At 38.5% G+C, this 24,555-nt stretch carries 24 protein-coding genes; 14 read left to right on the forward strand and 10 right to left on the reverse strand.

Features of this window, described 5'->3' with window-relative positions:
• The first annotated feature begins 12 nt into the window (after nucleotides 1-12).
• A complete protein-coding gene (locus FHS59_RS14010; protein ID WP_184495938.1) occupies nucleotides 13-1,194 on the forward strand; it encodes an alpha/beta fold hydrolase in 1,182 nt (393 codons plus the stop codon).
• Nucleotides 1,195-1,232: 38 nt separating this feature from the next.
• Here the strand turns inward: FHS59_RS14010 and FHS59_RS14015 are convergent, their stop codons facing one another.
• On the reverse strand, nucleotides 1,233-2,729 hold the full coding sequence (locus tag FHS59_RS14015) for a M28 family peptidase (protein WP_184495940.1): 1,497 nt from the start codon (nucleotides 2,727-2,729) through the stop codon (nucleotides 1,233-1,235).
• A gap of 279 nt (nucleotides 2,730-3,008) precedes the next feature.
• Here FHS59_RS14015 and gcvP point away from each other — a divergent pair, with 279 nt between their 5' ends.
• Entirely contained in the window at nucleotides 3,009-5,897 is a 2,889-nt protein-coding gene (gene gcvP, locus FHS59_RS14020) for an aminomethyl-transferring glycine dehydrogenase (RefSeq protein WP_184495942.1), read from the forward strand.
• A gap of 53 nt (nucleotides 5,898-5,950) precedes the next feature.
• Here gcvP and FHS59_RS14025 read toward each other — a convergent pair whose 3' ends face one another.
• The 3 genes from FHS59_RS14025 to FHS59_RS14035 form a co-directional block, all read right to left on the reverse strand.
• Nucleotides 5,951-6,259, reverse strand: coding sequence for a hypothetical protein (locus tag FHS59_RS14025; RefSeq protein ID WP_184495944.1), 309 nt, complete (start codon nucleotides 6,257-6,259; stop codon nucleotides 5,951-5,953).
• An 87-nt stretch (nucleotides 6,260-6,346) separates the two neighbouring features.
• Complete coding sequence (gene lipA / locus FHS59_RS14030) at nucleotides 6,347-7,225, reverse strand: lipoyl synthase (RefSeq protein ID WP_184495946.1); 879 nt, start codon at nucleotides 7,223-7,225, stop codon at nucleotides 6,347-6,349.
• 54 nt (nucleotides 7,226-7,279) lie between these two features.
• Complete coding sequence (locus FHS59_RS14035) at nucleotides 7,280-8,008, reverse strand: hypothetical protein (protein WP_184495948.1); 729 nt, start codon at nucleotides 8,006-8,008, stop codon at nucleotides 7,280-7,282.
• Nucleotides 8,009-8,082: 74 nt separating this feature from the next.
• Between FHS59_RS14035 and FHS59_RS14040 the strand changes: the two genes are divergently transcribed.
• Nucleotides 8,083-8,487 (forward strand): OsmC family protein, encoded by a 405-nt coding sequence (locus tag FHS59_RS14040; RefSeq protein WP_184495950.1) that lies wholly within the window; start codon nucleotides 8,083-8,085, stop codon nucleotides 8,485-8,487.
• Between the two features lie 32 nt (nucleotides 8,488-8,519).
• The gene (gene sdaAA / locus FHS59_RS14045; protein ID WP_184495951.1) at nucleotides 8,520-9,428 is read left to right on the forward strand and encodes an L-serine ammonia-lyase, iron-sulfur-dependent, subunit alpha; all 909 of its coding nucleotides are present in this window, start codon (nucleotides 8,520-8,522) and stop codon (nucleotides 9,426-9,428) included.
• Here the strand turns inward: sdaAA and FHS59_RS14050 are convergent.
• The 5 genes from FHS59_RS14050 to FHS59_RS14070 all read right to left on the reverse strand — a co-directional run bounded on the left by FHS59_RS14050 (nucleotide 9,417) and on the right by FHS59_RS14070 (nucleotide 14,224).
• Nucleotides 9,417-9,875, reverse strand: coding sequence for a hypothetical protein (locus FHS59_RS14050; protein WP_184495953.1), 459 nt, complete (start codon nucleotides 9,873-9,875; stop codon nucleotides 9,417-9,419). The genes sdaAA and FHS59_RS14050 overlap by 12 nt on opposite strands.
• On the reverse strand, nucleotides 9,872-10,810 hold the full coding sequence (locus tag FHS59_RS14055) for a calcium/sodium antiporter (RefSeq protein WP_184496116.1): 939 nt from the start codon (nucleotides 10,808-10,810) through the stop codon (nucleotides 9,872-9,874). The genes FHS59_RS14050 and FHS59_RS14055 overlap by 4 nt, the downstream gene beginning before the upstream one ends.
• 7 nt (nucleotides 10,811-10,817) lie before the next feature.
• Nucleotides 10,818-11,465: a uracil phosphoribosyltransferase gene (upp, locus tag FHS59_RS14060; RefSeq protein WP_184495955.1), complete on the reverse strand. Its 648-nt coding sequence runs from the start codon at nucleotides 11,463-11,465 to the stop codon at nucleotides 10,818-10,820.
• A 61-nt stretch (nucleotides 11,466-11,526) separates the two neighbouring features.
• Complete coding sequence (locus FHS59_RS14065) at nucleotides 11,527-12,822, reverse strand: OmpA family protein (protein WP_184495957.1); 1,296 nt, start codon at nucleotides 12,820-12,822, stop codon at nucleotides 11,527-11,529.
• Between the two features lie 121 nt (nucleotides 12,823-12,943).
• The gene (locus FHS59_RS14070; protein ID WP_184495959.1) at nucleotides 12,944-14,224 is read right to left on the reverse strand and encodes an OmpA family protein; all 1,281 of its coding nucleotides are present in this window, start codon (nucleotides 14,222-14,224) and stop codon (nucleotides 12,944-12,946) included.
• Nucleotides 14,225-14,396: 172 nt separating this feature from the next.
• On the opposite strand from FHS59_RS14070, the gene FHS59_RS14075 reads away from it, so the two are divergent.
• From FHS59_RS14075 to FHS59_RS14115, 9 genes are all read left to right on the forward strand, one after another.
• Nucleotides 14,397-15,305, forward strand: coding sequence for a M20/M25/M40 family metallo-hydrolase (locus tag FHS59_RS14075; RefSeq protein WP_184495961.1), 909 nt, complete (start codon nucleotides 14,397-14,399; stop codon nucleotides 15,303-15,305).
• Nucleotides 15,306-15,315: 10 nt separating this feature from the next.
• Nucleotides 15,316-15,852, forward strand: coding sequence for a hypoxanthine phosphoribosyltransferase (gene hpt, locus FHS59_RS14080; RefSeq protein WP_184495963.1), 537 nt, complete (start codon nucleotides 15,316-15,318; stop codon nucleotides 15,850-15,852).
• 15 nt (nucleotides 15,853-15,867) lie between these two features.
• On the forward strand, nucleotides 15,868-16,440 hold the full coding sequence (locus FHS59_RS14085) for an adenylate kinase (protein WP_184495964.1): 573 nt from the start codon (nucleotides 15,868-15,870) through the stop codon (nucleotides 16,438-16,440).
• 72 nt (nucleotides 16,441-16,512) lie between these two features.
• Nucleotides 16,513-17,508: a GTPase ObgE gene (obgE, locus tag FHS59_RS14090; protein WP_184495966.1), complete on the forward strand. Its 996-nt coding sequence runs from the start codon at nucleotides 16,513-16,515 to the stop codon at nucleotides 17,506-17,508.
• 76 nt (nucleotides 17,509-17,584) lie between these two features.
• Nucleotides 17,585-18,157: a nucleotide exchange factor GrpE gene (locus tag FHS59_RS14095; protein ID WP_184495968.1), complete on the forward strand. Its 573-nt coding sequence runs from the start codon at nucleotides 17,585-17,587 to the stop codon at nucleotides 18,155-18,157.
• 7 nt (nucleotides 18,158-18,164) lie between these two features.
• On the forward strand, nucleotides 18,165-19,277 hold the full coding sequence (gene dnaJ / locus FHS59_RS14100; protein WP_184495970.1) for a molecular chaperone DnaJ: 1,113 nt from the start codon (nucleotides 18,165-18,167) through the stop codon (nucleotides 19,275-19,277).
• An 81-nt stretch (nucleotides 19,278-19,358) separates the two neighbouring features.
• The gene (locus FHS59_RS14105; RefSeq protein WP_246388441.1) at nucleotides 19,359-20,246 is read left to right on the forward strand and encodes a hypothetical protein; all 888 of its coding nucleotides are present in this window, start codon (nucleotides 19,359-19,361) and stop codon (nucleotides 20,244-20,246) included.
• Nucleotides 20,247-20,260: 14 nt separating this feature from the next.
• A complete protein-coding gene (locus tag FHS59_RS14110; RefSeq protein WP_184495971.1) occupies nucleotides 20,261-21,154 on the forward strand; it encodes an ABC transporter ATP-binding protein in 894 nt (297 codons plus the stop codon).
• A complete protein-coding gene (locus FHS59_RS14115) occupies nucleotides 21,147-22,457 on the forward strand; it encodes an ABC transporter permease (RefSeq protein ID WP_184495973.1) in 1,311 nt (436 codons plus the stop codon). Before FHS59_RS14110 ends, FHS59_RS14115 begins: the two co-directional genes overlap by 8 nt.
• A gap of 164 nt (nucleotides 22,458-22,621) precedes the next feature.
• Here the strand turns inward: FHS59_RS14115 and FHS59_RS14120 are convergent, their stop codons facing one another.
• Nucleotides 22,622-23,092 (reverse strand): Dps family protein, encoded by a 471-nt coding sequence (locus FHS59_RS14120; protein WP_184495975.1) that lies wholly within the window; start codon nucleotides 23,090-23,092, stop codon nucleotides 22,622-22,624.
• Nucleotides 23,093-23,236: 144 nt separating this feature from the next.
• Between FHS59_RS14120 and FHS59_RS14125 the strand changes: the two genes are divergently transcribed.
• Nucleotides 23,237-24,472 carry a sensor histidine kinase gene (locus FHS59_RS14125; RefSeq protein ID WP_184495976.1) on the forward strand — a complete coding sequence of 412 codons (1,236 nt, stop codon included), beginning with the start codon at nucleotides 23,237-23,239 and terminating at the stop codon, nucleotides 24,470-24,472.
• Nucleotides 24,473-24,555: the final 83 nt, after the last annotated feature.

Below are 24,555 nucleotides of genomic sequence, written 5' to 3' on the forward strand. Positions count from 1 at the left end.
ATAATTTCAATTATGTTGGTTCAAACCTTACTTTCAATCTATCTGTTTTGGTGGCAAAGCCCGGATTCTCTAGAAATATTAGTTCCGTTCAATCATCATTTGAAGAGATCAAAAAGTATAGCAATTGAAGTTGAATTTTTAAATGGATTTAGGAATGAGAGGCCAACGGCTTTTTTAATTGAAGATACTTTTGATCAGGTTTTTGAAAATGAGAATCAATTCATTCCATCTTCCGAATCACTCAATATAGTTTTGATAAAAGGAAGGAAGGATAATGAAGAACTCAAAAAGGCAGTGAATCAACATGGTGTTCCTGATATTAAACTAGCTTACCAACTGTATAATCAAGATCAGATTGCCAGAGATATTGAAATAATTAGAAAAGAACTTCTTGGGGAAAAGAAGGTGGTTTTATTTGGGTATTCATCCTCCGCTACGATCTTGCAATATTACATCTCATTATTTCCTGAACAGGTTGAAAGAGCAGTATTTCTAAATCCCTTAATTTTTGATATTCAAAAAAATCTGAGTTTTCCCAGGTCTGATTTGTCTATTTCCGAATTCAAATTGAGCGAAGAACAAATATTTGACTTTAATTATTTTTCAAACTTTCAATCTCATCCCATTTCAAAAGAACAATTTGAAAAGGAATCTAAAAACAGCTTGATTCAATTTTTGACTTTTAAGGATTGTCTAGGAGGGTTTGGCAAACTGCCTATTAATGAGAATGATTTTGCCTTAACAGTAAGATTATTTGAGCATTCATTGGCAATCTCTGATTTACAATCCAAAGGAGTTTATGAAAATGAGATATTTAGAATGTTGAAAGAAAGAAGCAAGCCTTTATGGGAATCGTATTCTGAATCGAACTTCTTAGTGCATGGCACCAATTATGATAAAATTCTTGAGTTTGAAGGGAAAGTCACATTGATTGGATGTGCATATGACCAATTAATTTATCCAAAATCCTATGATGCATTGGCCGAGTTTTATTCAAATAGCACTTTGTTACTAATTAAAGATGGGCATGCATTTCAAAAAACAATCAGTGCTGGTGTCCTTAATTTATTGATTGAAGCTTTTGTAGAAGATGATATAAAAAAGAAGTTGAATGCTTACTCAGAAATGACCGAACAGAATTTTTTATTCAAAAAATATAAGGAAGGAGATTTTAAAATTCCTCCTCCTTTTTAAGTAAAAAAGCCCCGAAATTTTTTTCGGGGCTTTCTGTTTTATCTGTCGGTTCTTGTATTTGTTCCGTCCACTCTGATTCGATTTTCTCTATTGGCAAGATCCCAAGCTGTATAGAATATTAGCTTAGCTCTTTTTGCCATCAATGGGAATTCGATTTTGTCCACAGTGTCTGTTACTTGGTGGTAATCATCATGAACTCCATTAAAGAAAAACGCAACGGGAATGTTATGCTTTGCAAAGTTGTAATGATCTGATCTATAATAGAATCTGTTTGGATCATCCTCAGCATCGTATCTGTAATCCAGGATCAAATCACTGTAAGTGATGTTATTGTATTCCAAGATTTTCTTCAAATCTGTAGAAAGCATTTCAGATCCAATAACATAGACGAAGTCTTTGTTTTCTGCATCCTGGTATTCGTAATCGATTCTACCTACCATGTCAATGTTAATATCGACCACGGTGTTTTCCAATGGGAAAATTGGATGCTCAGAATAGTATTCAGAACCTAAAAGTCCTTTTTCTTCACCAGTTACATTCAAGAATAGAATAGATCTTCTTGGCTTGATGCCGTCTTTTGCAGCGGTAGCGAACGCTTCAGCAATTTCCATCACAGAAACAGTTCCAGAACCATCGTCATCAGCACCATTGAAAACTTCCCCAGTGCTACTAACACCTACGTGATCGTAATGAGAAGAAATAACTACGATTTCATCTTTTTTGTCAGTTCCTTCGAGAAAAGCCAAGATGTTTGAAGACTCAACTTCTTCTACTTTCTTTTTGATCTGGTAAGATGCTTTTTGAGATTTGATGGTCTCTGGAATTGATTTCGCAGCTTCCTTCAGCTCTTCCACAGGAGTGTCAAACAATTCTCCCATTTTATCTGAGCTTACCATGAAAATTGGTTTTTGCTCTACTTCTTTAGCAAATCCGATTCTTCCTTTTCCTGCCAAAGTCTTATATCTGTTGGCGATTCTGTCAAAGTTAGCCTGGCCTTCCATAGATACGATTACAATACCTGCTGCACCGGCTTCCATTACTTTAGTGACAAGGTCATTGGATCTCACGCCAACAGCCCAGATTCCAACCAGTTTGTCTTTGACATCAACTTTTGCAAGGTTTTCGTCAGATACCAAACCTAAAAATACCAATTCAGACTTGGCTGCTTTTTTCATGTCTCCATCACCAATGAACACAAAGTCCTCATTGTTGACCAATTTATTCTTTCCGATCTTCAAGTTTACTTCGTCAAATGAAGTGCTGACTAAGTCTACTTTCTGAAGGTAGCTTCCGTTTACTGGACCTGTAAGTCCAAGATTTTTATAGAAATTTGAAATGTATTCTGCAGCAATTTTTTGCTCTTCAGAACCTGTGTCTCTTCCTTTCATCTCATCAGATGCCAGATACGTTAGGTTTTTGGTAAGATCTTCTGCAGTAATTGTGTTGGCGTATTTCACCTGCACAGGTGTTTGAGCCATTGATGGCAGCGAAAGCCCAAGAGCCAAAGCACCAGTCAAAAACAAGCTTTTATTCATCTTGATTATAGTTAGGTTTTATTTTATCTATCTGAGAAAACGAAGGTTCGGGTGATCAATTTTGGGTCGAAAACTATACCTAGATTCCCAGATTGGTATTTTTCGCTCCAAAACTAGATAATTTTTTAAGGCTACAAACAACCGCCTATCAATAAGAGTTAAAAGCTTGTTAAAATATTGAAAATCAAAAAAGCTTTATCGCTCAATAAATTGTACCTTTGCACTTTGAAAAACAAGGGCATGTTTTAACCCAAATATTCATTCTTCCCTACGTTCTCTATGAAGATCAATCTTTCAAACGCTGTAAAATTCGAAAACAGACATAACGGACCGACAAATGCGGAGATTTCCGAAATGCTGGAAAAAATCGGAGCCTCTTCTCTTGAAGAATTAATCGATCAAACTGTTCCCAAATCCATTCAATTGGAAAAGCCGCTGAACTTGCCTTCTGCGCAATTGGAAACAGATTTCTTGGTTGAATTCAAAAAGTTGGCTTCCAAAAACAAAGTTTTAAAATCATTTATCGGTCTAGGATATTATGACACGTTTGTACCAGGAGTGATCTTGAGAAATGTGTTGGAAAATCCAGGATGGTACACTGCTTATACCCCTTACCAAGCAGAGATTGCACAAGGAAGGTTGGAAGCATTGATCAATTTCCAGACTGTAGTGATGGAATTGACAGGAATGGAGCTGGCAAATGCTTCCCTTCTTGATGAAGGAACAGCAGCTGCTGAGGCGATGGGTATGCTTTTCTCTGTAAAAGCAAGAGAAAAGAAAACTGCTACGAAGTTTTTTGTGGATGAAAAAGTGTTCCCTCAAACAAAGGCGGTTTTAGAAACCAGAGCTGAGCCTATCGGAATTCAAGTCGTTTATGGTTCAGTGGATGAACTTGACGTAACTGATCCAGAATTATTCGGAGTTCTTTTCCAGTATCCTGATTCTGATGGATTGGTAAGAGATTATTCCGCGATAGTTGCTGCGGCAAAGGAGAACAAAGTACACACAGCATTTGCAGCGGATTTGTTGGCGTTGACACTTTTGACACCTCCAGGAGAAATGGGAGCTGATGTAGTAGTTGGAACTGCTCAGAGATTCGGCGTGCCAATGGGTTATGGTGGCCCTCATTCTGCATTCTTTGCTACCAAAGAAGAATTCAAAAGACAGATTCCAGGAAGAATTATCGGAGTTTCTTTAGATAGAGCAGGAAACAAAGCTTATAGAATGGCTCTTCAGACTAGAGAGCAACATATCAAAAGAGAAAAAGCTACATCCAACATCTGTACAGCACAAGTTTTATTAGCGGTGATGTCCAGTTTTTATGCAGTATATCACGGACCAAAAGGTTTGAAAAATATTGCATTGAGAACGCATGGATTGGCAAAATTGACTGCGGAAGGATTAAAAGAACTTGGTTTTGCTGTAAGCGAAGGTGAGTTTTTCGATACTATCAAAATTAAATTGAGTTCTCATGACCAAGCTCATTTCTCTGCAATGGCGGTAGGAGCGGGTATGAACTTCAGATATGCAGAAGACCTTGTTTTCATCGCTTTTGATGAAACTAAGTCTCTTCAGGATGCTCAGGCGATTGTAAACGTGTTTGCGACTGCTGCAGGTAAAGATTCTATTTCGTTGAGCGATAAAGCTGAAAACCTTGAAGTTTCTATTTCAGATGCTTTAGTAAGAAAGTCTGAATATTTGACTCACCCAGTTTTCAATAGCTTCCATTCTGAGCATGAAATGCTTCGATACATCAAGCGTTTGGAAAACAAAGATCTTTCTTTGGTTCATTCCATGATTTCATTGGGCTCTTGTACAATGAAACTGAATGCTACTGCTGAGATGATTCCTGTTACTTGGCCAGAATTCGGTCAAATGCACCCATTCTCACCAATGGATCAGACCGCAGGTTATCAGGAATTGTTTGCAAACTTGGAAAGATGGCTTTCTGAAATTACCGGATTTGCTGGAACTTCACTTCAGCCAAACTCAGGAGCACAAGGAGAGTTTGCCGGTTTGATGGTAATCAGAGCTTATCATTTGAATAGAAATGAAGGTCATAGAAATATAGCCTTGATTCCAACTTCAGCGCATGGTACAAACCCAGCTTCCGCTGTTATGGCAGGGATGAAAGTGGTTTTGGTGAAATGTGATGAAAAAGGAAATATTGATCTAGACGATCTGAAAGCTAAAGCAGAAGCACATTCAAATGACCTTGCATGCTTGATGGTAACTTATCCATCTACTCACGGAGTATTTGAGGAGGCGATCAGAGAAATCTGTGCTACTATTCATGAGCATGGTGGTCAAGTATACATGGATGGAGCAAATATGAACGCACAGGTAGGATTGACAAGTCCAGGAAATATCGGTGCCGATGTTTGTCACTTGAATCTTCATAAAACATTCTGTATTCCTCACGGTGGTGGTGGACCTGGTATGGGACCTATTTGTGTTGCAAGTCACCTTGTGCCTTTCCTACCTGGAAATCCATTGGTGAAAACAGGAGGTAAAGATGCTGTGTCATCCATTTCTGCTGCTCCTTATGGAAGTGCAAGTATTCTTCCAATCTCTTATGCTTACATCGCAATGATGGGTGGAGATGGTTTGACGAACGCTACCAAGATGGCGATCCTGAATGCGAACTACATCAAGGAAAGATTAAGCGGACATTATCCGATTCTTTATACAGGAACCAAAGGAAGAGCAGCCCACGAAATGATTGTGGATTGCAGAGCTTTCAAAGAAGTTGGAGTTGAAGTGGAAGATATCGCAAAACGATTGATGGATTATGGTTTCCATGCTCCAACAGTGTCTTTCCCTGTTGCAGGAACATTGATGATCGAGCCAACAGAATCTGAGACTAAAGCTGAATTGGATAAATTCTGTGATGCCTTGATTTCTATTAGAGCTGAAATCAAAGAGATCGAAGAGGGGACTGCTGATAAAGTGAATAACGTATTGAAAAATGCGCCACATACTGCTAGTATGGTATTGACTGGAGAGTGGGATTTACCTTACTCTAGAGAGAAAGCTGTGTTCCCAGCGGCCTATGTGAAAGAAAATAAATTCTGGCCTTCGGTAAGAAGAATTGATTCTGCTTACGGAGATAGAAACTTGGTTTGTAGCTGTATTCCTGTAGAGGATTATGCTACCGAAGAAGTTTAATATTGACTTCCTCAAAAAAAAAAATTGGGGCTGCCATTGGCAGCCCTTTTTTATTAATCGGCTGGTAAATTATTTGGTTCACTAAGTTCAATCTCCAGTCCACCGGTTTTTTTGGAGATGAAATTATATATCCAGGCAAAAAGCGCCCCAAATATGAATCCTAGTATTCCATAAATAATAGGGAAAATAATGATCAAGAGGATTGGGAATGCAGATCCGAAAGGCAACCCTGAATCCATATCCCCAATTATCGTGCTCATAAAAAGCCCATAAGGAATTCCTATTATCGCACCTATTAGTGCTAATGTGAGTCCGTAAATCTTTGCTGCTGAACCGACTCCGATCTTTTTGATAACTTGCATAAAAAGTAATTAGGTTTTAGTTTTCAAAATATAGTCAAAAAAAAAGCACATTTAAAATGTGCTTAATAATTTAATTGATTTTTTTAGTTAGACATTCACATGTCTTTCAGCGTGGTAGGATGATCTCACAAGAGGTCCTGATTCCACGTATTTCAAACCTCTTTTCAAGCCTTCTTCTCGATACATTGAAAACATATCAGGGTGAATGAATTCAGCAACTTCAATGTGCATTTTGGTTGGCTGTAAGTATTGGCCAAGTGTCAAAATATCACATCCATTTGCTGCAAGGTCATCCATTGCCTTAAAGACTTCTTCTTTAGTCTCGCCCAATCCCAGCATAATTCCGGTCTTGGTTCTCTTACCATATTCTTTGGTCAGCTTAATTTGCTCCAAAGAGCGGTCATATTTTGCCTGAGGTCTCACTCTTCTATAAAGACTTCCTACCGTTTCCATGTTATGGGAAACTACTTCCTGGCCACCATCGATCATTCTATATAAAGCATCCCAATTTGACTTTACATCAGGGATTAGTGTTTCAATAGTGGTAGAAGGGGAAAGCTCTTTAGTTTGTACGACCGTCTGGTACCAGATTTCGGCACCTTTATCTTTAAGTTCATCTCTATTGACAGATGTGATAACTGCATGCTTCACGCCCATCAATTTGATTGCTTCAGCAACTCTTCTTGGTTCGTCTGTATCGTACTCTGGTGGTCTTCCGGTAGCGACTGCGCAAAAAGAACAGGATCTGGTACAAACATTTCCTAGAATCATAAATGTAGCCGTTCCAGCACCCCAACACTCTCCCATGTTCGGACAGTTTCCGCTTTCGCAAATGGTATGAAGCTTATGCTCATCCACCAGTTTACGGACTTTGGCATATTCTTTCCCAATTGGAAGCTTTACTCTCAACCAATCAGGTTTTTTTCTACGAGTTGCCTCTTCGGAAATAACTGGTAATTCGATCATGAAAATATAAGTTTATGCAAAGGTACAGCAGCAGGGCTAAAAACCCAATTTCTATTACTTTCTGAATCCGTAATAAAATGTAAAATAAGCAGATTGAAAGATCTGTTTATTTTCTGCCGTAGGGATTAAAGGTATTTCTTTGGTAAAACCTTCAAGCATGTATCCAAGTTCCAATCCGGTTACATTACTTCTGAAAACCCCAAATTCAAAGTTGATTGCGGCTTTTAGATTGGCTCCAATTGCTAATTCCGATTGGCCAATTCCTTGCAAAAGTCTTCCTGTTCCTAAAATATTGAATCGGCTTTGGTGTACCTCTGGGTCGTATTGCTCTGTGACAGTTTCTACTCGGTTGAGGGCATACTCAATGTAATAAGGGGCAATTAGTCCTATAGATGGTCCTACAGCTGCTAAAGCAGAAACCTGAACGCCTTGATTAGGAGCTTTTTTAAACAGGATGATTTCTCTTCCATATTGTGGGCGGATGGAGTATAGATAATTGGACTTTCCAAAAATATAGCTGTTCCCTAATACGGTGTTGTATCTTACTTCCTTTGGGTTTTTAACATTGGAAAGCTCTACTGCCCAAAAACTAAATTGATCATCAGCTATTCTTGTCCCGACTTTAAACACAAATCCACCGATCAAACCACCGTTGGTATTTTTGTTTACACCAAACAGGTATTCTTTGTCGTATTCATAGTTACCAATGTCTTCTCGCTGCGCAAAAGAGTCCATTGCAATAAGAATGAAGAATAGAGGAAGTAGTAATTTCAGCTTTGTCATTCGAAAAGGTCGAAAATATTGCCCTAATTTGTGGATCCAATTATTATTTAAACTGATTTTAAAAGTAAGGGTTTATGCCAACTATAAAAAGTTCATATTTAGGAAATTTGAGAACTACCTCAGAGCACATCCAATCTGGAACAAGCATTCTGACTGATGCGCCTGTAGATAATAACGGTAAAGGTGAAAAGTTTTCGCCTACTGACCTGGTTTGTAGTGCGTTGGGTAGTTGTATGGTGACCATTATGGGTATAGTGGCAGAAAGAAATCAGGTTAGCCTAGAGGGACTCACTTGGGAAGTGACAAAAATAATGCAGGCATCTCCAAGAAAAATTCAGGAGATAATTGTGGATTTCCATTGGGAAAATCCTGTAACTGATACTGCGATGATCCAGAAATTGATGAATGCTGCAAAAACATGCCCAGTGGCTTTGAGCTTGGATCCGGCTATTAAGCAGACAATTAATTTCAATTTCTGAGTTCAGAATATCAAAAATAGAACCCAACAAGTATGTGCTATTTATTTGAATCGTTCAAAGGCTGGAAGATTTATTGTGAGGAAAAAAATGTAACGCTTCATGATTCTGTGATTGAATATGAAGTAGAACAAAAGAACGCTGAATCCAATCAAATAAAAGCCGGAATTTTAAATGCCTATCAGGTCATGAAAGATGCGGTGAAAACCGGTCTTGAAGAAGAAATGACATCACGATCAGGCATGATCAATAATGGAGCTAAAAAGGTCTTTAATCATCCTCTTGCTGTTTTATCTCCTGAATTTCAAAAGCTGATAGCCCGAGCACTTGCTGCGAAAGAAGTGAATTCCTGTATGGGTAGAGTAGTGGCTGCACCGACTGCTGGTGCTTCAGGTATCTTGCCTGGAACTTTGGTGACCCTGCAGGAAATCCATGGCTTATCAGATGAAAAGATTGTTGAGGGATTGTTAGTTGGGGCAGGGATAGCTCTGATTATTGAAGAAAAGGCAAGTTTGGCAGGAGCAGTAGGTGGATGTCAGGCCGAAACAGGATCTGCCGCAGCTATGGCAGCTGGTGCAATGGTTTATTGTTTAGGAGGATACACAGATCAAGTATTTAATGCTGTGGCTATCACTATCCAATGTATGCTGGGGTTAGTTTGTGATCCTGTTGCTGGTTTGGTAGAGGTGCCTTGTGTAGTAAGGAATGCTTCGGCTGCTTCTATTGCTTTCAGCTCAACCCAAATAGCATTGGCGGATGTAAGCTCTGTAATACCTGTAGACGAATGCATTGAAGCGATGGGTGAGATCGGGGCGTCAATGGAAAGCCGATATAAAGAAACTGCTATGGGGGGACTTGCGGCTACTTTGACAGGACAGCAAATTTCGAAGAGGGTTTTAATTCAGGATATCGAAATTCTTCCTGATGATGAATCAACCGAGTAATTTTTGAAAAAACGGGATAGTTAAAATCTGATCAATACTCAAACAAAAAATGGTAGCCCAAAAAAGGCTGCTCAAAAGCATATTTAGATAAATATGCCTTTTTTTTGCCCCAAAGGAAACCATAATCAAAGTTCCACCAATCGGTGTCAGTACAAGCGGAGTTATTGCAGCTATTCCAACCTGCCCATATTTTTTCCAGACTTTAACAAGAGCCCTGTTTTTCTTAGAGAATATGGGCTTTTTCTTATTGAATCTCAGTTTTAAGTAGTCTTTGAATTTTGAGCCAATCAGAGTAAAAAGAACAACACTAGTCATCATTCCTGCCACAGTTACGGTAATTGAGCCGACAACACCATATCCTGCAGCAGACCCCAAAACAGGTCCTGCGATAAATTTGAAAAGGCTTAAAAAATAAATTCCTAGAAATGTAATGAAGGATTCACTCATAGTAAGAAATACATATAACTTCCGTATCCTATTACTAAAATCAGCCCTTCAATAAATGAAATTCTCATTTTGGTTCTCATTAATGGGAATAGAATCAACGTAAATCCGATCATCCACAAATAGTCCAGGCTTAAAAATTCACCTGAGACTTCGATTGGCTTGATGATAGCTGTTATCCCAATTATGGAAAGAATATTCATAATGTTGCTTCCCAAAATGTTTCCAATCGCCATGTCTGTTTTCTTTGCTAGGGCTGCCATGATTGAAGTGATCAATTCAGGAAGACTTGTTCCTATTGCTATGATAGTTACTCCAATTACCCTCTCAGAAACGCCAAACTCTCTGGAAATTTTTATGGCATTGTTGACCAAAAGTTCGGAACCAAAATATAGGCCGACAATTCCTCCAAAGAAAAGAGAAATTGCCACTAGCCAGCTATAGCCTTTTACATGCTCAACTTCCTCTTCACCTTCTGTATTATCTCCAAGTCCACCTTGTCCTGTATTTCGAAACAAGTAGATATTAAATGCGATAAAAAGACCAAAAAGAAGTACTCCTTCCAGAGTTCCGATGATTCCATTATAACTGATAGCATAAAAAAGCAATGTCACCAAAACTGTAATGAAGTAGTCAAATCTTATGGTGCTTTTTCTAATTAGAATTGGATAGAATAGGCCACTTAATCCTAATACCATTCCAATATTTGCTATGTTGGATCCTACCACATTTCCTATCGATATATCGCTGTTGCCTTTTAAAGCGGCATTCACACTTACCAATAGTTCTGGCGCTGATGTACCAAAAGCCACAATAGTCAAACCTATCAAACCGGCACTCATTCCTAACTTCACAGCGATTGCAGAGGCACCATCTACTAAAATCTTTCCTCCATAAAGTAAGATTACCAACCCCAATCCTAAAAGAATATAATCCATCATATGTTTAAAGTTTTGGGCCAAAAGCAAGGTCTCCTGCATCTCCAAGCCCCGGAACGATATAGGATAAATGATTTAGTTTTTCATCGACTGTGCCCAGCCAAAAAGCAAAAGGTATTTCTTTTAGATTATTCTGGATGTATTCAATTCCTTCTGGGGCTGCAAAGGCAGCTGCAATATGGATCATTTTGGGAGTTCCATTAGTCAGGATAGTGTCAATAGTTTTGATAATTGATTTTCCTGTGGCTAGCATTGGATCAGCAATGATGATTGTTTTACCTTCCAGGGATGGACTAGCTTGGTAGCCTAAATGGATTTGAATATTGCCATCACTTTTTTCTTCACGGAAAGCCCCAATAAATCCACTTTCAGCTTGGTCTATAATATTTAAAAATCCTTGGTAAAAAGGTAGACTTGCTCTTAAAACTGAAATAATGACTGGGTTGGATTCGAAAACTTCAGTTTTTGCAGTTCCCAAAACAGTTTCTACTTCTATTTTTTTGAAATCAAAAGATTTGGAAATCTCATAAGCCAATAGTTCTCCTAATCTTTCCAAATTTTTGCGGAAACGCATTCTGTCGAGCTGAATTTGCTTGTCTCGCAATTCAACCAAAAATTGGTTTGCAGCAGATGGGGTGTTCGAAAGGATAAACATTTCACGAAGATAAAATAAAACCCGGCTCTTTTGAAACCGGGTTTTATTTGAATTAGAAATCTTATTTCACTTCGAAGCTAGTTCGTCTAGCCAATTGGCGGGCATCAGGAGATGATTTATCTACGCTGGTATCCTCTCCATACCCTTTGAAAGTTAATTTTGATGCATCTATTCCCGTGGAAATTAGTAAATCATAAACTGCTTTTGCTCGTTTTTCGGATAGTTTGATGTTATAGTCGTCTGATCCTAACTCATCTGCATATCCTTTAATCTCTAATCCGACTCCTGGATTCTTCTTCAAGAAATTGGCTACATAATTCACAGCCGAGACCGAATATCCAATGGGCTTAGCACTGTCAAATGCGAAATAAACATTTACATAGCCCTCGTTAATTGCTTTCTTGAAGAAGTCAACTTCTTGTTTTACTTCCTGTACTGGGCATCCATTTGTTGATGCTGGCCCAGGTGAGAATGGGCATTTGTCCATATGGTCTGGCGTACCATCTCCATCTGAATCCAATGTCATACCTTGCGAATTTACTCTTGCTCCCACAGGAGTATTGGGCTCTGTGTCCAAATAATCCGGAACCCCATCTCCATCTGAGTCTTTAAGCATGTCTTTGATACCATTGATTTGAGATGCTAATTCCTCTTTGGTAGCATATTTATCTGATTCAATATACCAATCCGCATGAGTATCAGCTGAGCCAAGATAGAAGTTTAGGCCTATCGTGCCAGTCCACCAAGTGCCAGGTGCATGAACAAATGGATTTTGTAATGGATCAGCAGGCTGTGTTTTTGCGTTGTACGAATTTCCATCAAACGTATAAGTTTGTCTACCATTGTAAATCATAGAAATATCACTGGTCAAAGCGATTCTTTCTCCAAGCTTATATTGTCCTGTCAGGCCACCTATGAAATTATAATGATAATCCGCTCCATTATTTAATACTGTTTGATCGAAATTCATTCTTCCAAAACCAGCACCAAAATGTCCTAGAAGACCAATTTTCCGGGTAAATGATTCAAAATTTAAAATCCTTGCCAAATTGGATACCATTTGAATATCTGCCCGTAAATAATTGGTTTTAAATTCTGGGCTTTCTCCTTTTACTTCAGAGAATGACCCAAATCCCGCGTCGAATTTCAATCCGAATTTATCATTAAACATATATCGAGTTCCGATATCAAAGTGTCCAATATTTAAGGTGGGGCTAAGGAAACCAGGTGTTAGGGGAGCCATTGGTTTATTAAAACCAAAATTTGTTTCTAACGACCATTTATTGAATTCAGATTGAGCCAATACAGATGATCCAAGGCTAAAAACAAAAGAAATAGCCAGCAGAAGTTTTTTCATTATTTGTGAAATAAGGGTGTCCCGGCAAAAGTAAAAAAAATCGTTCCAATTATTCAAAAAAATATAGAGCATAAAAAAAGCCCGGAAAACCGGGCTTTAAATATGATTTTAAGAGTGTAGCTTACTTCACTTCGAAGCTAGCTCTTCTTGCCATTTGTCTTGCATCAGCAGAAGACTTATCTACACTTGTGTCTTCTCCGTAACCTTTGTAAGAAAGTCTAGAAGCATCAACTCCAGAAGCGATCAATAGATCGTAAACAGCTTTTGCTCTTCTTTCTGAAAGTTTCATGTTATAATCTTCTGGACCTAATTCGTCAGCATATCCTTTAATTTCTACATTTACTCCTGGATTCTTTTGCATAAAGTTAGCAACATAACTAGCTGCACTTGTAGAATAACCTAGTGGCTTAGCGCTATCAAATGCATAATATACATTTATATATCCGTCGTTGATAGCTTTCTTGAAGAAATCAATTTCTTCTTTTACTTCTTCAACAGGGCATCCATTTGTAGATGCTGGACCAGGAAGGAATGGGCACTTATCCATGTGATCAGGAGTACCGTCACCATCAGAATCCATTGTAGTTCCTTGAGAGTTAACTCTTGCTCCAGCTGGAGTATTAGGCTCTTTATCTAAGTAATCAGGAACACCGTCACCATCAGAATCTTTCAACATATCCTTGATTCCGTTGATCTGAGAAGCTAATTCTTCTTTAGTAGCATATTTATCAGCAGCGATATACCAGTCAGCATGCTCTTCAGCTGAACCTAAGTAGAACTGTAGACCTAAAGTACCAGTCCACCAAACGGCGTTAGCACCATAGAATCCATTGTCAATTTCAGGACGGATTGCAGTAGCACCATCCCAAGTAACAGTTTGGCGACCGTTGATAATAGCACTGATGTCACCTACTAAAGCAATGCTTTTACCCAATTTCAATTGAGGAGTAACACCAATGATGAAATTGTAAACATCGTCAGTGAAATCACTGTAAAGATTTTCTTCAGGATTAACATTACCGATACCAGCACCACCGTGAACAAGAAGTCCGATAGATCTAGTAAAGGATTCAAAATTCATGATTCTACCAGCATTCATTACACCTTGAAGATCAAGTCTGTAATATTTGGTGTTGAATGATGGAGATTCTCCATCAACCTCATTCATGGAGCCGAAGCCATAATCCAGCTTAAGACCGAATTTTTCATTGAACATGTAACGGGCACCAAAATCAACATGGCCAAAATTAGCTGTTGGTGAAAGGTATCCTCCAGTTAAAGGAGCCATTGGTTTGTTGACGCCTCCATTGATTTCCAAAGAGAATTTGTCGAATTCTTTCTGGGCATTGGCGCTAAGTGCCAAGGCACCTGCCATTAGTGTTGAGAGTATTAATTTTTTCATAACAAAAAATTTTTGTTCAAATTTTAAGTGTTTGATTGATGTGATTACAAATTTATAAACTTTTAACTTACTGCAAATCTAGATGAATTATTTAATTCACAATTCCGCTAATCAAATAAATCTAAACAATTTTGCGATCTATTGACAAATAATCAACATAATTAATGCCAAAATGAAAATTTTGTACGAATTGTTAGAGCTTCAAGGAATATCTGGAGATGAATCAAGGACAGCTAAATATTTATGCGAATATGTCGAAAAACGCAAAAAAAACTGGAAAGTTGCCCCAGAAATTTTCTTTGGTGAAGAATTTCATGATTGTTTGCTCTTAAAATTCGGTCATCCAACAACCGCAGTTTTTGCACATATTGACACAATTGGTTTTATGACTAGGTATAATAACCAGCTAATTTCTGTAGGTGGGCCAGAGGTAATTCCAGGTACATGGTTAGTGGGTGAAGATTCACTTGGGGCTATAAGATGTAGAATTCAAGGTAATGAAGATGAACTTTTTCATGACTTTCCAAGAGGTATTATTCCTGGTACATGTTTGTCTTTTGAACAAGAAATAAGAGTAGATGAAGAATATATACAAGCTGCTTATTTAGATAATCGACTTGGTGTATATAATGCATTAAAATTATGTGAAACCCTTGAAAATGGGTGGGTTATATTTTCTACATATGAAGAACATGGGGGTGGGAGTATGCCTTTTTTGTTAAGATTCATACAAGAAAATGCCCCTATAAAACATGCTCTTATTTCTGATATTACATGGGTGACAGAAGGTGTGAGACACCACGAGGGAGTTGCTATTTCCATAAGAGATAAATTCATTCCCAGAAGGAAATTCATCAATAGGGTTATAGAACTGGCAAAGGAAAGTGGAGTGCCGTTTCAGCTAGAAGTAGAAAGTGCAGGGGGGAGTGATGGAAGGGAAATTCAATTTTCTGATTATGCCATTGATTGGTGTTTTATTGGTGCGCCGGAAGATCATGTACATAGCCCGGATGAAAAAGTTTCCTTGGTGGATTTACAGGCTATGATTGACATGTACCAATACTTAATGAAAAATCTATAATTCAACTTTTATGAAAATTCAGATAAAGGATAAAAATTTCATTCCCTATTTGAGTAGTGTACAATTGCAGGACAGAATTTCTCAGGTTGGGGCAAAGATCACTCAAGATTTTCATGGAAAGGATTTAGTAGTGATAGGCGTATTGAATGGATCTTTTATGTTTTTGGCAGATTTATGTCGAGTTATTGACTTACCTCTGACTTGCTCTTTTGTCAAAATAAGCTCTTATGAAGGGATGGAAAGTGGAGAAAAAATAAAATCACTTATTGGTTTAAAAGAAGATTTGAAAAATAAATATGTCCTCATTGTTGAAGACATTGTTGATACCGGAATCAGCATGAAATACATGTTAGAGCAGGTTTATGGCTTAAATCCAGCAAAGGTTTCTATCGTAACTTTGTTGTTTAAACCAGAGGCTTTTCGCTTTAATTATCCAATTGATTATGTCTGTTTTGAAATTCCCAATAAATTTGTCGTCGGCTATGGCCTCGATTATGATGGTTTTGGTAGAAATCTTCCAGATATCTATCAACTTGATACTCCTTAAATAACAAGATCAGGAATGTATAATATCGTTTTATTTGGCCCTCCAGGTGCGGGCAAAGGCACTCAAAGTGAAAAATTAATCCAGCAATATGGATTGACTCATCTGTCAACAGGGGATTTGTTCAGAAAGCATCTAGGTGAAGGAACAGAATTGGGTTTGCTGGCAAAAAAATATATGAATGAAGGACACCTCGTTCCTGACGAAGTGGTCATCAAAATGGTCGAAGAGAAAATCTCTGAAACAAAAGACTCTAAAGGGTTTATTTTTGATGGATTTCCTCGTACCACAGCCCAAGCTGAAGCTTTGGATGAAATGTTATCTCATCATGACTTGGAAATATCTGGCATGATTGCTTTGGATGTTCCTCAGGATATACTTCGTGAAAGAATCAAGGAGAGAGGAAAGACTTCTCAGAGAGCAGATGATCAAGATGACGAAAAGATCTCTACGAGGATTCAGGTTTATCTGAACGAAACCCTTCCTGTAGCTTCTTACTACGAAAAGCAAGGTAAATTCCAGAATATTAATGGTGTAGGTGAAATAAATGAAATATTCAATCAGATCACTTCAGTGATTGATAGCTACTGATTGGCTTAATTTTCCTAATTTTGCAATCCACATTTGGCTAAGCTTCTATGCTTAGCCTTTTTATTTTAAAAGATGGCTGATTCAAATTTCATTGACTACGTAAAATTTTGTTCTCGATCTGGAGCAGGGGGAGCAGGTTCTCTACATTTCAGAAGAGAAAAGCATGTGCCTAAAGGAGGTCCTGACGGAGGTGATGGTGGTCGAGGTGGTCATATCATCTTAAGGGGAAATTCCCAACATTGGACTTTGCTTCACTTGAAATACAAAAAACATGTGATTGCAGAAGCTGGAAAAGGGGGAGAAGGAGGAAGAAGAAAAGGTGCTGATGGGAAAGATATGATTTTGGACGTTCCATTAGGGACTGTTGCAAAAGATGCAGAAACTGGTGAAAAACGTTTCGAAATAACCGAAGATGGTCAAGAAGTAATTTTGACCAGAGGAGGTAGAGGAGGATTAGGGAATGATCATTTTAAAACTTCGACCAATCAGGCGCCGCATTATGCACAGCCAGGGGAAGAAGGGATTGAGGAATGGATCATTTTGGAATTAAAACTTCTTGCTGACGTCGGTCTAGTTGGATTCCCAAATGCCGGTAAAAGCACTTTGTTATCATCCATTTCAGCAGCAAAACCAGAAATTGGCGATTATCCATTTACAACCTTAGTTCCTAATCTCGGAGTAGTTGGCTATAGAGATGACAAATCTTTTGTCATGGCAGATATCCCAGGGATTATCGAAGGTGCAGCAGAAGGAAAAGGTTTAGGGATTCGCTTTTTGAGGCATATCGAGAGAAATTCAATTCTTTTATTTATGGTGCCGGCTGATGCTCCATCCATCAAAGAGCAGTACTCAATATTATTGGGTGAACTGGAAAAATACAATCCGGAATTGCTGGATAAGCAGCGATTGCTAGCGGTTTCTAAAGTGGATATGTTAGATGAGGAACTGATGAAAGAAATGGAGTCGGATTTGCCTGAAGGCATCCCTCATGTTTTCATTTCTTCTGTCAGTCAATTTAACCTCGATAAACTGAAGGATTTAATTTGGCAGGCGATCCATCAAGATTAAGGTGTCAGATTGTCAGTTTGTGAAGGCTGGCAAACTAATTGTAAAATGGCTGAGGCCAACTATTGCAAAGTTTATTATGAAAAATAAAGAACAAGTGGAAAAGGATTTTGAGCAAGAAGAGGAGCAGTTAGTACAGGAAACTCCTGATGCGAAAGAAACAAATGAAGATTCACCAAAAGAGAGTGTAGAGGAAGTTTCCATGGAAGAGAAATTAGCTGCAGAAGTTGCTGATCTAAAAGATAAATATTTGAGGTTATATTCTGATTTTGAGAATTTTAGAAAAAGAACCTCGAAAGAAAGATTGGATTTGATCTCAACTGCTTCTGAGGAAGTATTGAGAGATTTGATCCCTGTAGTAGATGATTTTGAAAGAGCATTTAAAGTAAGCGAGAATCAAGAAGAAGGCTCAAAAGAGCGAGAAGGCAATCTTTTGATTTTCCATAAACTTTTGAGAATACTGGAAAGTAAAGGGCTGAAATCAATGGATGACCTTATCGGAAAGCCTTTTGATGCAGATACACAAGAGGCAATCACTCAGATTCCTGCTCCTAGTGAAGACTTGAAAGGGAAAGTAATCGATGTAGTGGAAAAAGGATATACCCTTGGTGACAAAGTAGTTCGCTACGCCAAAGTGGTAACTGGAGCTTAAAAATATTATGGCAAAAAGAGATTATTACGAAGTATTAGGTGTGTCAAAGTCGGCTTCAGCCGATGAAATCAAAAAAGCATACCGTAAACTGGCGATTAAATATCACCCGGATAAAAACCCGGATAATCCCGAAGCAGAAGATAAGTTTAAAGAGGCAGCTGAGGCATATGAAGTCTTAAGTAACCAAGAGAAACGTCAACGCTATGACCAATTTGGTCATCAGGGTGTTTCAGGAAATGGCGGCTTCGGCGGCGGTGGAATGAACATGGAAGATATCTTCTCTCAATTTGGAGATATTTTCGGTGGTGGCGGTTTCGGTTCATTTTTCGGAGGAGCTGGAGGCGGCGGAGGCCGAAGAACGAAAAAAGGAACAAACCTTCGTGTCAAACTGAAGCTGAACTTGGCTGAGGTAGCAAACGGAGTTGAGAAAAAGATCAAAGTTAAAAGACATGTTGTAGCTCCTGGAGTTACTTTCAAGAGTTGCTCTACTTGTCAGGGAACTGGTCAGATCAAGAAAGTAGTAAATACCATGCTGGGCCAAATGGTATCCGCAAGTACTTGTGCTGTTTGTGGTGGTAGTGGCCAGATCGTCGATAAGAAACCTGCAGAAGCCGATGCTAGAGGTCTGATCATCAAAGAAGAAGTGATTTCTATCAATATTCCAGGAGGTGTAGCTGAAGGAATGCAGCTTAGCATGTCTGGAAAAGGAAATGAAATTCCAGGAGGAATTGCAGGTGATTTATTGATTGTCATTGAAGAGATCGAAGATCAAGTGCTTCAAAGAGATGGAAATAATGTCATTTATGATTTATTTATTTCTTTCGTAGATGCGGCTTTGGGATCTTCTATTGAAGTGCCTACCATTGACGGGAAAGTCAAAATAAAAATCGAGCCTGGAACTCAAAGCGGTAAGATGCTTCGATTGAAAGGAAAAGGAATAAAAGATATCAATGGGTATAGTAAAGGAGATCAGTTGATTATGGTCAATGTTTGGACTCCGACCCAATTGTCCAAAGATGAAAAAGAGTCTTTGGAAGCCCTTCGGGATTCTGAAAATTTCAAACCAGATCCAGGAAAATCTGACAAATCATTTTTCGATAAAATGAAGGAGTTTTTCTAAAAATTAAATTAGCCAGAAGCAATTCTGGCTTTTTTTATATTTTTAAAAAACCTTTTTAAAGTCGCCTCGTAACCTAACGGTATGCTTAGAAAATTGTGTCTACTATTTCTGGGAATCTTTGGATGTGTAGGTGTGAGTAAGGCACAGCTTGTTAAAGAGTTCAAAGCCAGCGAGAAAACTGGTTTTGAAATGGTTCATCTCGTATTTTCATCCTACAAGAGTACTACTTTAGTCAAGCGGATTAGATCCATGGAGCCTATTTATATTCATGGACATCTTCAGAAAACCAATATTCTCCCGGTATTTTCCCATGAAATCAGGAATAATGTCCTGGAATCTTCTTTGACCCATAAAAATGTCGAGTCGGATAACTTAGGGAAAAGTATTACCTCAAAAATATTCTCAGGAAGTGATTCTGATTTTGACCATACCTGGGATTTAGGTTTGGCTTCCAATTACTTGTATAACCTGGATTTTAATTTAGGAATGGGAAAGACGGAAATCGATCTTGCCCAACTTCCTGTAAGTAGACTAAAAGTTCACAGTGCGAGTGCGGATGTGATGATTCATTATGGTTCCAAAGATCCAAATCAAGTGACCATGGATACACTTTTGGTTACTTTGAATATGGGGACTGTGGAGCTATCGGATGTGAATTTCTCCAATGCTTCCAAAATGATTTTCGAAGTCAATTATGGTTCCTTGGATTTGTCCTTCTCTGATGCCATGCCAAATAAATGTCAAGTCATCGCGGCAGTGGGTGCGGGCTCACTTCGATTAAACCTTCCGGATGATAGCTACCCAATTAAAATCAGAATGAAAACGACTGCCATGTGCAGAACCACTCTTCCAAAATATCTGAAATCTATCGATAATCACACTTATATTACCAAGGGATTTAGCGAATCTGATCCGAGATTGCTTGAATTGATTTTGGATGTAGGCGTTGGATCTTTAACGATAGAATAGTTTTTTCAGGCTTTATGCTTCAGATAAAAAATCTCAATAAATCTTACGGTTCCAATAAGGCACTTACTGATATTGATCTCCATGTGCCAAAAGGAGTGATTTTTGGGCTTCTAGGTCCTAACGGTGCTGGGAAAACCACCCTCATCCGGATTATTAATCAAATAATTGAGGGCGATACTGGTGAGATTCTAATTGATAAGGAAGTTTTAAATCCTACCCATATATCCAAAATAGGATATCTCCCTGAGGAAAGAGGTCTTTATAAAAAGATGAAAGTCTGGGATCAGTTGATGTATTTTGCCAGGCTTAAAGGTCTCAGCCATTCCGAGGCAAAATCGAAAATCAATTTTTGGCTAGAAAAACTAGAAATCAGCTCTTGGAAAGAGAAAAAGATTGAGGATCTCTCCAAAGGGATGGCTCAAAAAGTCCAGTTTATTTCTACAATTATTCACGAGCCACCGCTTTTGATTCTCGACGAACCATTTTCTGGATTTGACCCTGTCAATGCAGAATTGATAAAAAATGAAATCCTGGAGTTAAAAGAAAAAGGAACGACAGTCATTTTGAGTACTCACAGGATGGAATCTGTCGAATTACTTTGTGACCAGGTGGCCATGATCAATCGGTCAAAAAAAATCCTCGATGGGACGATACGCGAAGTAAAGAAGAGCTTTAGACCGGAGGTCTATAAAATTTCTTTGAGAGAGTTGAAGCAATTGCTGCCACGCGAATGGATAGCAAAAGAAGATGATGGAAATTATAATTTCACTTTGCCACTTAGCGGGAAAACTCCCAATGAATTTCTTTCCGAATTGATGCAATATGGAGAAGTAAGCCAATTTCAGGAGGTAGTTCCTAGTATGGAGGAGATTTTTATTCATCAAGTAAAAGCGACACAACATGGATAAAATCTGGTTAGTAATCCAGCGAGAATATTTGGCAAGAGTAAAGAAAAAATCTTTCCTTTTAGCCACTTTGATCACTCCTCTGATATTTCCGGCAATCATGGGAATTTTCGTCTGGATTTCATTGGAAGATGAAGGTGGAGATGCATTACGAATCATCGAAGTAGTGGATGAAAACAAGATGTTTTTCCTGGAAAGCTCAGAGCAGTATGCATTTTCTTTCTCTGACACAGATAAAGAAGAAGCCAAAAAGATGGTGCAGGAGGGAGATCGATACGGGTTTTTATACATTCCGGAATTTAAGTTGGAGGATCCACAGGGGATAGTTTTTTATGGGGAAGAAAATCCAAGTATGAGTCTGATTTCTTATTTGGAAAATAACCTTCGGAAAAAGATCGAAGAACAGCGGCTTTTCGAAAGTGGGATCGACCCGAAAATCATCAATGAAGTTCGTACCAATGTGGGAATTCGTTCCATCACGCTGGATGAAAAAGGAGGCGAAACAGTGAATGATGCCACAGTAAATTATGCCTTAGGTTTTCTGACAGGGATTTTGATATACATTTTTATTTTCGTCTATGGCAACCAGATCATGCAAGGTGTGATCGAAGAAAAGTCCAGCCGAATTGTAGAGATTTTGGTTTCTTCCCTCAAACCATTTCAGTTGATGCTTGGCAAAATAGTAGGAATCGGAGCGGTAGGTTTGACCCAATTTCTGATTTGGGTGGTGCTGATCGGTACTCTAACCACTTTTGTGATGGGGTATTTGGGAATGCAAATGCCACAACAAACTGCCATGGAAATGGCTAATCCTGAATTAGCTAATAGTATCCCTCAGACCAGTAATGTGGCTGAAATCATGCAGGTCATTTCTGGAATTAATTTCCTGGGATTGGTTTTGAGCTTTTTGTTTTATTTCCTCGGTGGATACTTGCTTTACGGAGCTATGTTTGCGGCTATTGGTTCTGCGGTGGAAGCACCTTCCGAAGCTCAACAATTTATGTTTCCAGTTACGATTCCTTTGATCGCAGCTTATATGGGGTTGTTTGTTTTTGTATTGAATGACCCGAATAGTTCGGCTTCTTTCTGGCTTTCTATCATTCCTTTGACCTCTCCGATAGCCATGATGGGTAGAGTCAGCTATGGAGTTCCTTGGTCAGATTTAGTGCTATCCATGTCTTTGCTGATTGCTGGATTCCTATTTACCACTTGGATGGCAGGAAAAATTTATAGAATCGGAATTTTGATGCATGGGACAAAGCCGTCATACAAGACACTTTGGAAATGGATCAGGATGAATAATTAGAGCCAAGAACAAAGAGCCAAGAGCCAAGAACAAAGAACTTATTCCCAAGATTCATGAAACTAGAGATGGGATCAAATGCAACGTTCTTGGATTCAATTTTCAAGATTGTATTGTAAAAAAAATCCCGATCTAATTCTAGATCGGGATTTTTTACCTTTTGGGTGTTATCTCAAATAAGCAGAAAGCATCCAGATCACTTTTTCTTTCGCCGTAATATAATCGCTCATCAAGGAAGAAGTTCCTTCATCATTTGATTCAGCTGCCGCTTCTAATGTTTCCCTTTCCAGTTGTAATAAAGTCTGAAGATTGCTTTTGACTGTTTCGACCATCGTCATCGGATCTTTCACTTCTTTGGCTTCCTTAATTTTCGAAGTTTCTAAATATTCTGCGAAAGAGGATAAAGGCCTAGCTCCAAGAGTCAAGATCCTTTCCGCTACCTCATCGATGCTTGTATTTGCTTCATTATATAGCTCCTCAAATTTCGCGTGGAGTTCAAAGAAATTTGGGCCGGTCACATTCCAATGGAAGTTTCGTAGATTTTGATAATAAACTTCGTAGTTGGCCAATAATTCATTTAGCTTTTCAACCAAGATTTTACTTTCTTTTACCTCTAAACCAATTTCGTTCGTTTTCATAGCTGATATCTAGTTTTGCGCTGTTTAATTTAAGTATAAATTTACGAATAGAGACCGAGCAAGGCCAACTGAAAATTTCTATAGGCGAGTTATACGATCTATCGATTTGGACAGTTTGTACCATATAGTACCCAATTCACATTCATGAAAAATCGTTTTCAAGATCTTACCACATTAGACCTTTATAAAAACAGGAAGCAAGTCAAATGGCTGGTAATTCTCGTTTCTATTGTGATTGGTGGAGGTTCGATTTTCTATACTAACGTTTTGGTAGAGGAACTTAGAGAAAGGGAAAGAAGGCAGATCGAATTGCTCTCTTCGGCTTTGGAATATGCCGCCACCACTACAGAAAACCTAACCTTTATCAATCAGGAAATCATTCAGCAGAATTATTCGATTCCCATCATCATGGTGGATGCCACTGGCGAACCAATCGAATTCAGGAACATTCCATTCAAAGCAAATGCTAGTAGTTCGGATTCTGTGAAAACACTGGCTTTGGAGCTTGCAGAAATGCAAGAAGAATACGAGCCGATCTTATTGCGTGAGGCAGATATTCATGTTTATTACAGAAATTCGGAGCTTCTTACCAATCTAAAATATTACCCATACGTGCAGTTGGCGGTGATTTTATTATTTGGTGTTTTGGCTTACACACTTTTTAACCAAAGCAAAATATCTGAGCAAAACCGGGTTTGGGCTGGACTAACCAAAGAAACAGCGCATCAACTGGGAACTCCGATTGCTTCTTTGATGGCTTGGATCGATTATTTGAGAAATTCCCCTGTTTGGGAAGAAAACAAAGAAATCATTACTGAGATGGATAAGGATGTGGTCAAGCTCAGAATGGTTACTGAACGTTTCAGTAGCATTGGTAGCAAACCTGTCATCCAGCCAGGAAACTTGTATTACAGCCTTGAGGATACTGTAAATTATTTAAGGCCAAGAATATCTACGAAAGTTGACTTGACCATTAATTCTGATTCCCGTGATCTAGAGGCAATGATGAATAAACCCTTGTTTGAATGGGTGATCGAAAATATTTGTAAAAACGCGGTCGATGCCATGAAAGGGAAAGGTTCGATCACGATCGATGTAATTCAGGACTCTGAGAAATTTGTGATCATTGATATCACAGATACAGGGAAAGGAATGGAGAAAAAGATGTATCGCAAAGTTTTTAATCCAGGCTTTTCTACCAGACAAAGAGGCTGGGGATTGGGCTTGACATTAGCCAAAAGAATCATTGAAGGCTACCATGGAGGAAAAATCTTTGTGAAGCATTCTGAGGTGGGAGTGGGTACTACTTTTCGAATTGTGCTTCATTGTAGCATAGAAGGAGCTTCTCAGTTTATTACAGAAGGAATCCTGGAATATTGACGATTTACGAAGTTAGAAATACGAATTACGAGATCTATTGAACTTCGGGTATTTTGGATAAAAAAGGACTTTTTAAGGATGAA

This window comes from Algoriphagus iocasae, from assembly GCF_014206875.1.
Classification (GTDB): Bacteria; Bacteroidota; Bacteroidia; order Cytophagales; family Cyclobacteriaceae; genus Algoriphagus; species Algoriphagus iocasae.

Bases quoted from the DNA above. Each gene is read 5' to 3' on its own strand.
- dnaJ (WP_184495970.1), top strand. From the start codon at position 18,165: ATGGCAAAAAGAGATTATTACGAAGTATTAGGTGTGTCAAAGTCGGCT.
- hpt (WP_184495963.1), top strand. From the start codon at position 15,316: ATGAAAATTCAGATAAAGGATAAAAATTTCATTCCCTATTTGAGTAGT.
- FHS59_RS14050 (WP_184495953.1), bottom strand. From the start codon at position 9,875: ATGAGTGAATCCTTCATTACATTTCTAGGAATTTATTTTTTAAGCCTT.
- FHS59_RS14010 (WP_184495938.1), top strand. From the start codon at position 13: ATGTTGGTTCAAACCTTACTTTCAATCTATCTGTTTTGGTGGCAAAGC.
- FHS59_RS14105 (WP_246388441.1), top strand. From the start codon at position 19,359: ATGCTTAGAAAATTGTGTCTACTATTTCTGGGAATCTTTGGATGTGTA.
- FHS59_RS14035 (WP_184495948.1), bottom strand. From the start codon at position 8,008: ATGACAAAGCTGAAATTACTACTTCCTCTATTCTTCATTCTTATTGCA.
- lipA (WP_184495946.1), bottom strand. From the start codon at position 7,225: ATGATCGAATTACCAGTTATTTCCGAAGAGGCAACTCGTAGAAAAAAA.
- FHS59_RS14065 (WP_184495957.1), bottom strand. From the start codon at position 12,822: ATGAAAAAACTTCTGCTGGCTATTTCTTTTGTTTTTAGCCTTGGATCA.
- FHS59_RS14015 (WP_184495940.1), bottom strand. From the start codon at position 2,729: ATGAATAAAAGCTTGTTTTTGACTGGTGCTTTGGCTCTTGGGCTTTCG.
- FHS59_RS14040 (WP_184495950.1), top strand. From the start codon at position 8,083: ATGCCAACTATAAAAAGTTCATATTTAGGAAATTTGAGAACTACCTCA.
- FHS59_RS14085 (WP_184495964.1), top strand. From the start codon at position 15,868: ATGTATAATATCGTTTTATTTGGCCCTCCAGGTGCGGGCAAAGGCACT.
- upp (WP_184495955.1), bottom strand. From the start codon at position 11,465: ATGTTTATCCTTTCGAACACCCCATCTGCTGCAAACCAATTTTTGGTT.
- obgE (WP_184495966.1), top strand. From the start codon at position 16,513: ATGGCTGATTCAAATTTCATTGACTACGTAAAATTTTGTTCTCGATCT.
- FHS59_RS14110 (WP_184495971.1), top strand. From the start codon at position 20,261: ATGCTTCAGATAAAAAATCTCAATAAATCTTACGGTTCCAATAAGGCA.
- FHS59_RS14120 (WP_184495975.1), bottom strand. From the start codon at position 23,092: ATGAAAACGAACGAAATTGGTTTAGAGGTAAAAGAAAGTAAAATCTTG.
- FHS59_RS14055 (WP_184496116.1), bottom strand. From the start codon at position 10,810: ATGGATTATATTCTTTTAGGATTGGGGTTGGTAATCTTACTTTATGGA.
- sdaAA (WP_184495951.1), top strand. From the start codon at position 8,520: ATGTGCTATTTATTTGAATCGTTCAAAGGCTGGAAGATTTATTGTGAG.
- FHS59_RS14070 (WP_184495959.1), bottom strand. From the start codon at position 14,224: ATGAAAAAATTAATACTCTCAACACTAATGGCAGGTGCCTTGGCACTT.
- FHS59_RS14025 (WP_184495944.1), bottom strand. From the start codon at position 6,259: ATGCAAGTTATCAAAAAGATCGGAGTCGGTTCAGCAGCAAAGATTTAC.
- FHS59_RS14115 (WP_184495973.1), top strand. From the start codon at position 21,147: ATGGATAAAATCTGGTTAGTAATCCAGCGAGAATATTTGGCAAGAGTA.
- gcvP (WP_184495942.1), top strand. From the start codon at position 3,009: ATGAAGATCAATCTTTCAAACGCTGTAAAATTCGAAAACAGACATAAC.
- FHS59_RS14125 (WP_184495976.1), top strand. From the start codon at position 23,237: ATGAAAAATCGTTTTCAAGATCTTACCACATTAGACCTTTATAAAAAC.
- FHS59_RS14095 (WP_184495968.1), top strand. From the start codon at position 17,585: ATGAAAAATAAAGAACAAGTGGAAAAGGATTTTGAGCAAGAAGAGGAG.
- FHS59_RS14075 (WP_184495961.1), top strand. From the start codon at position 14,397: ATGAAAATTTTGTACGAATTGTTAGAGCTTCAAGGAATATCTGGAGAT.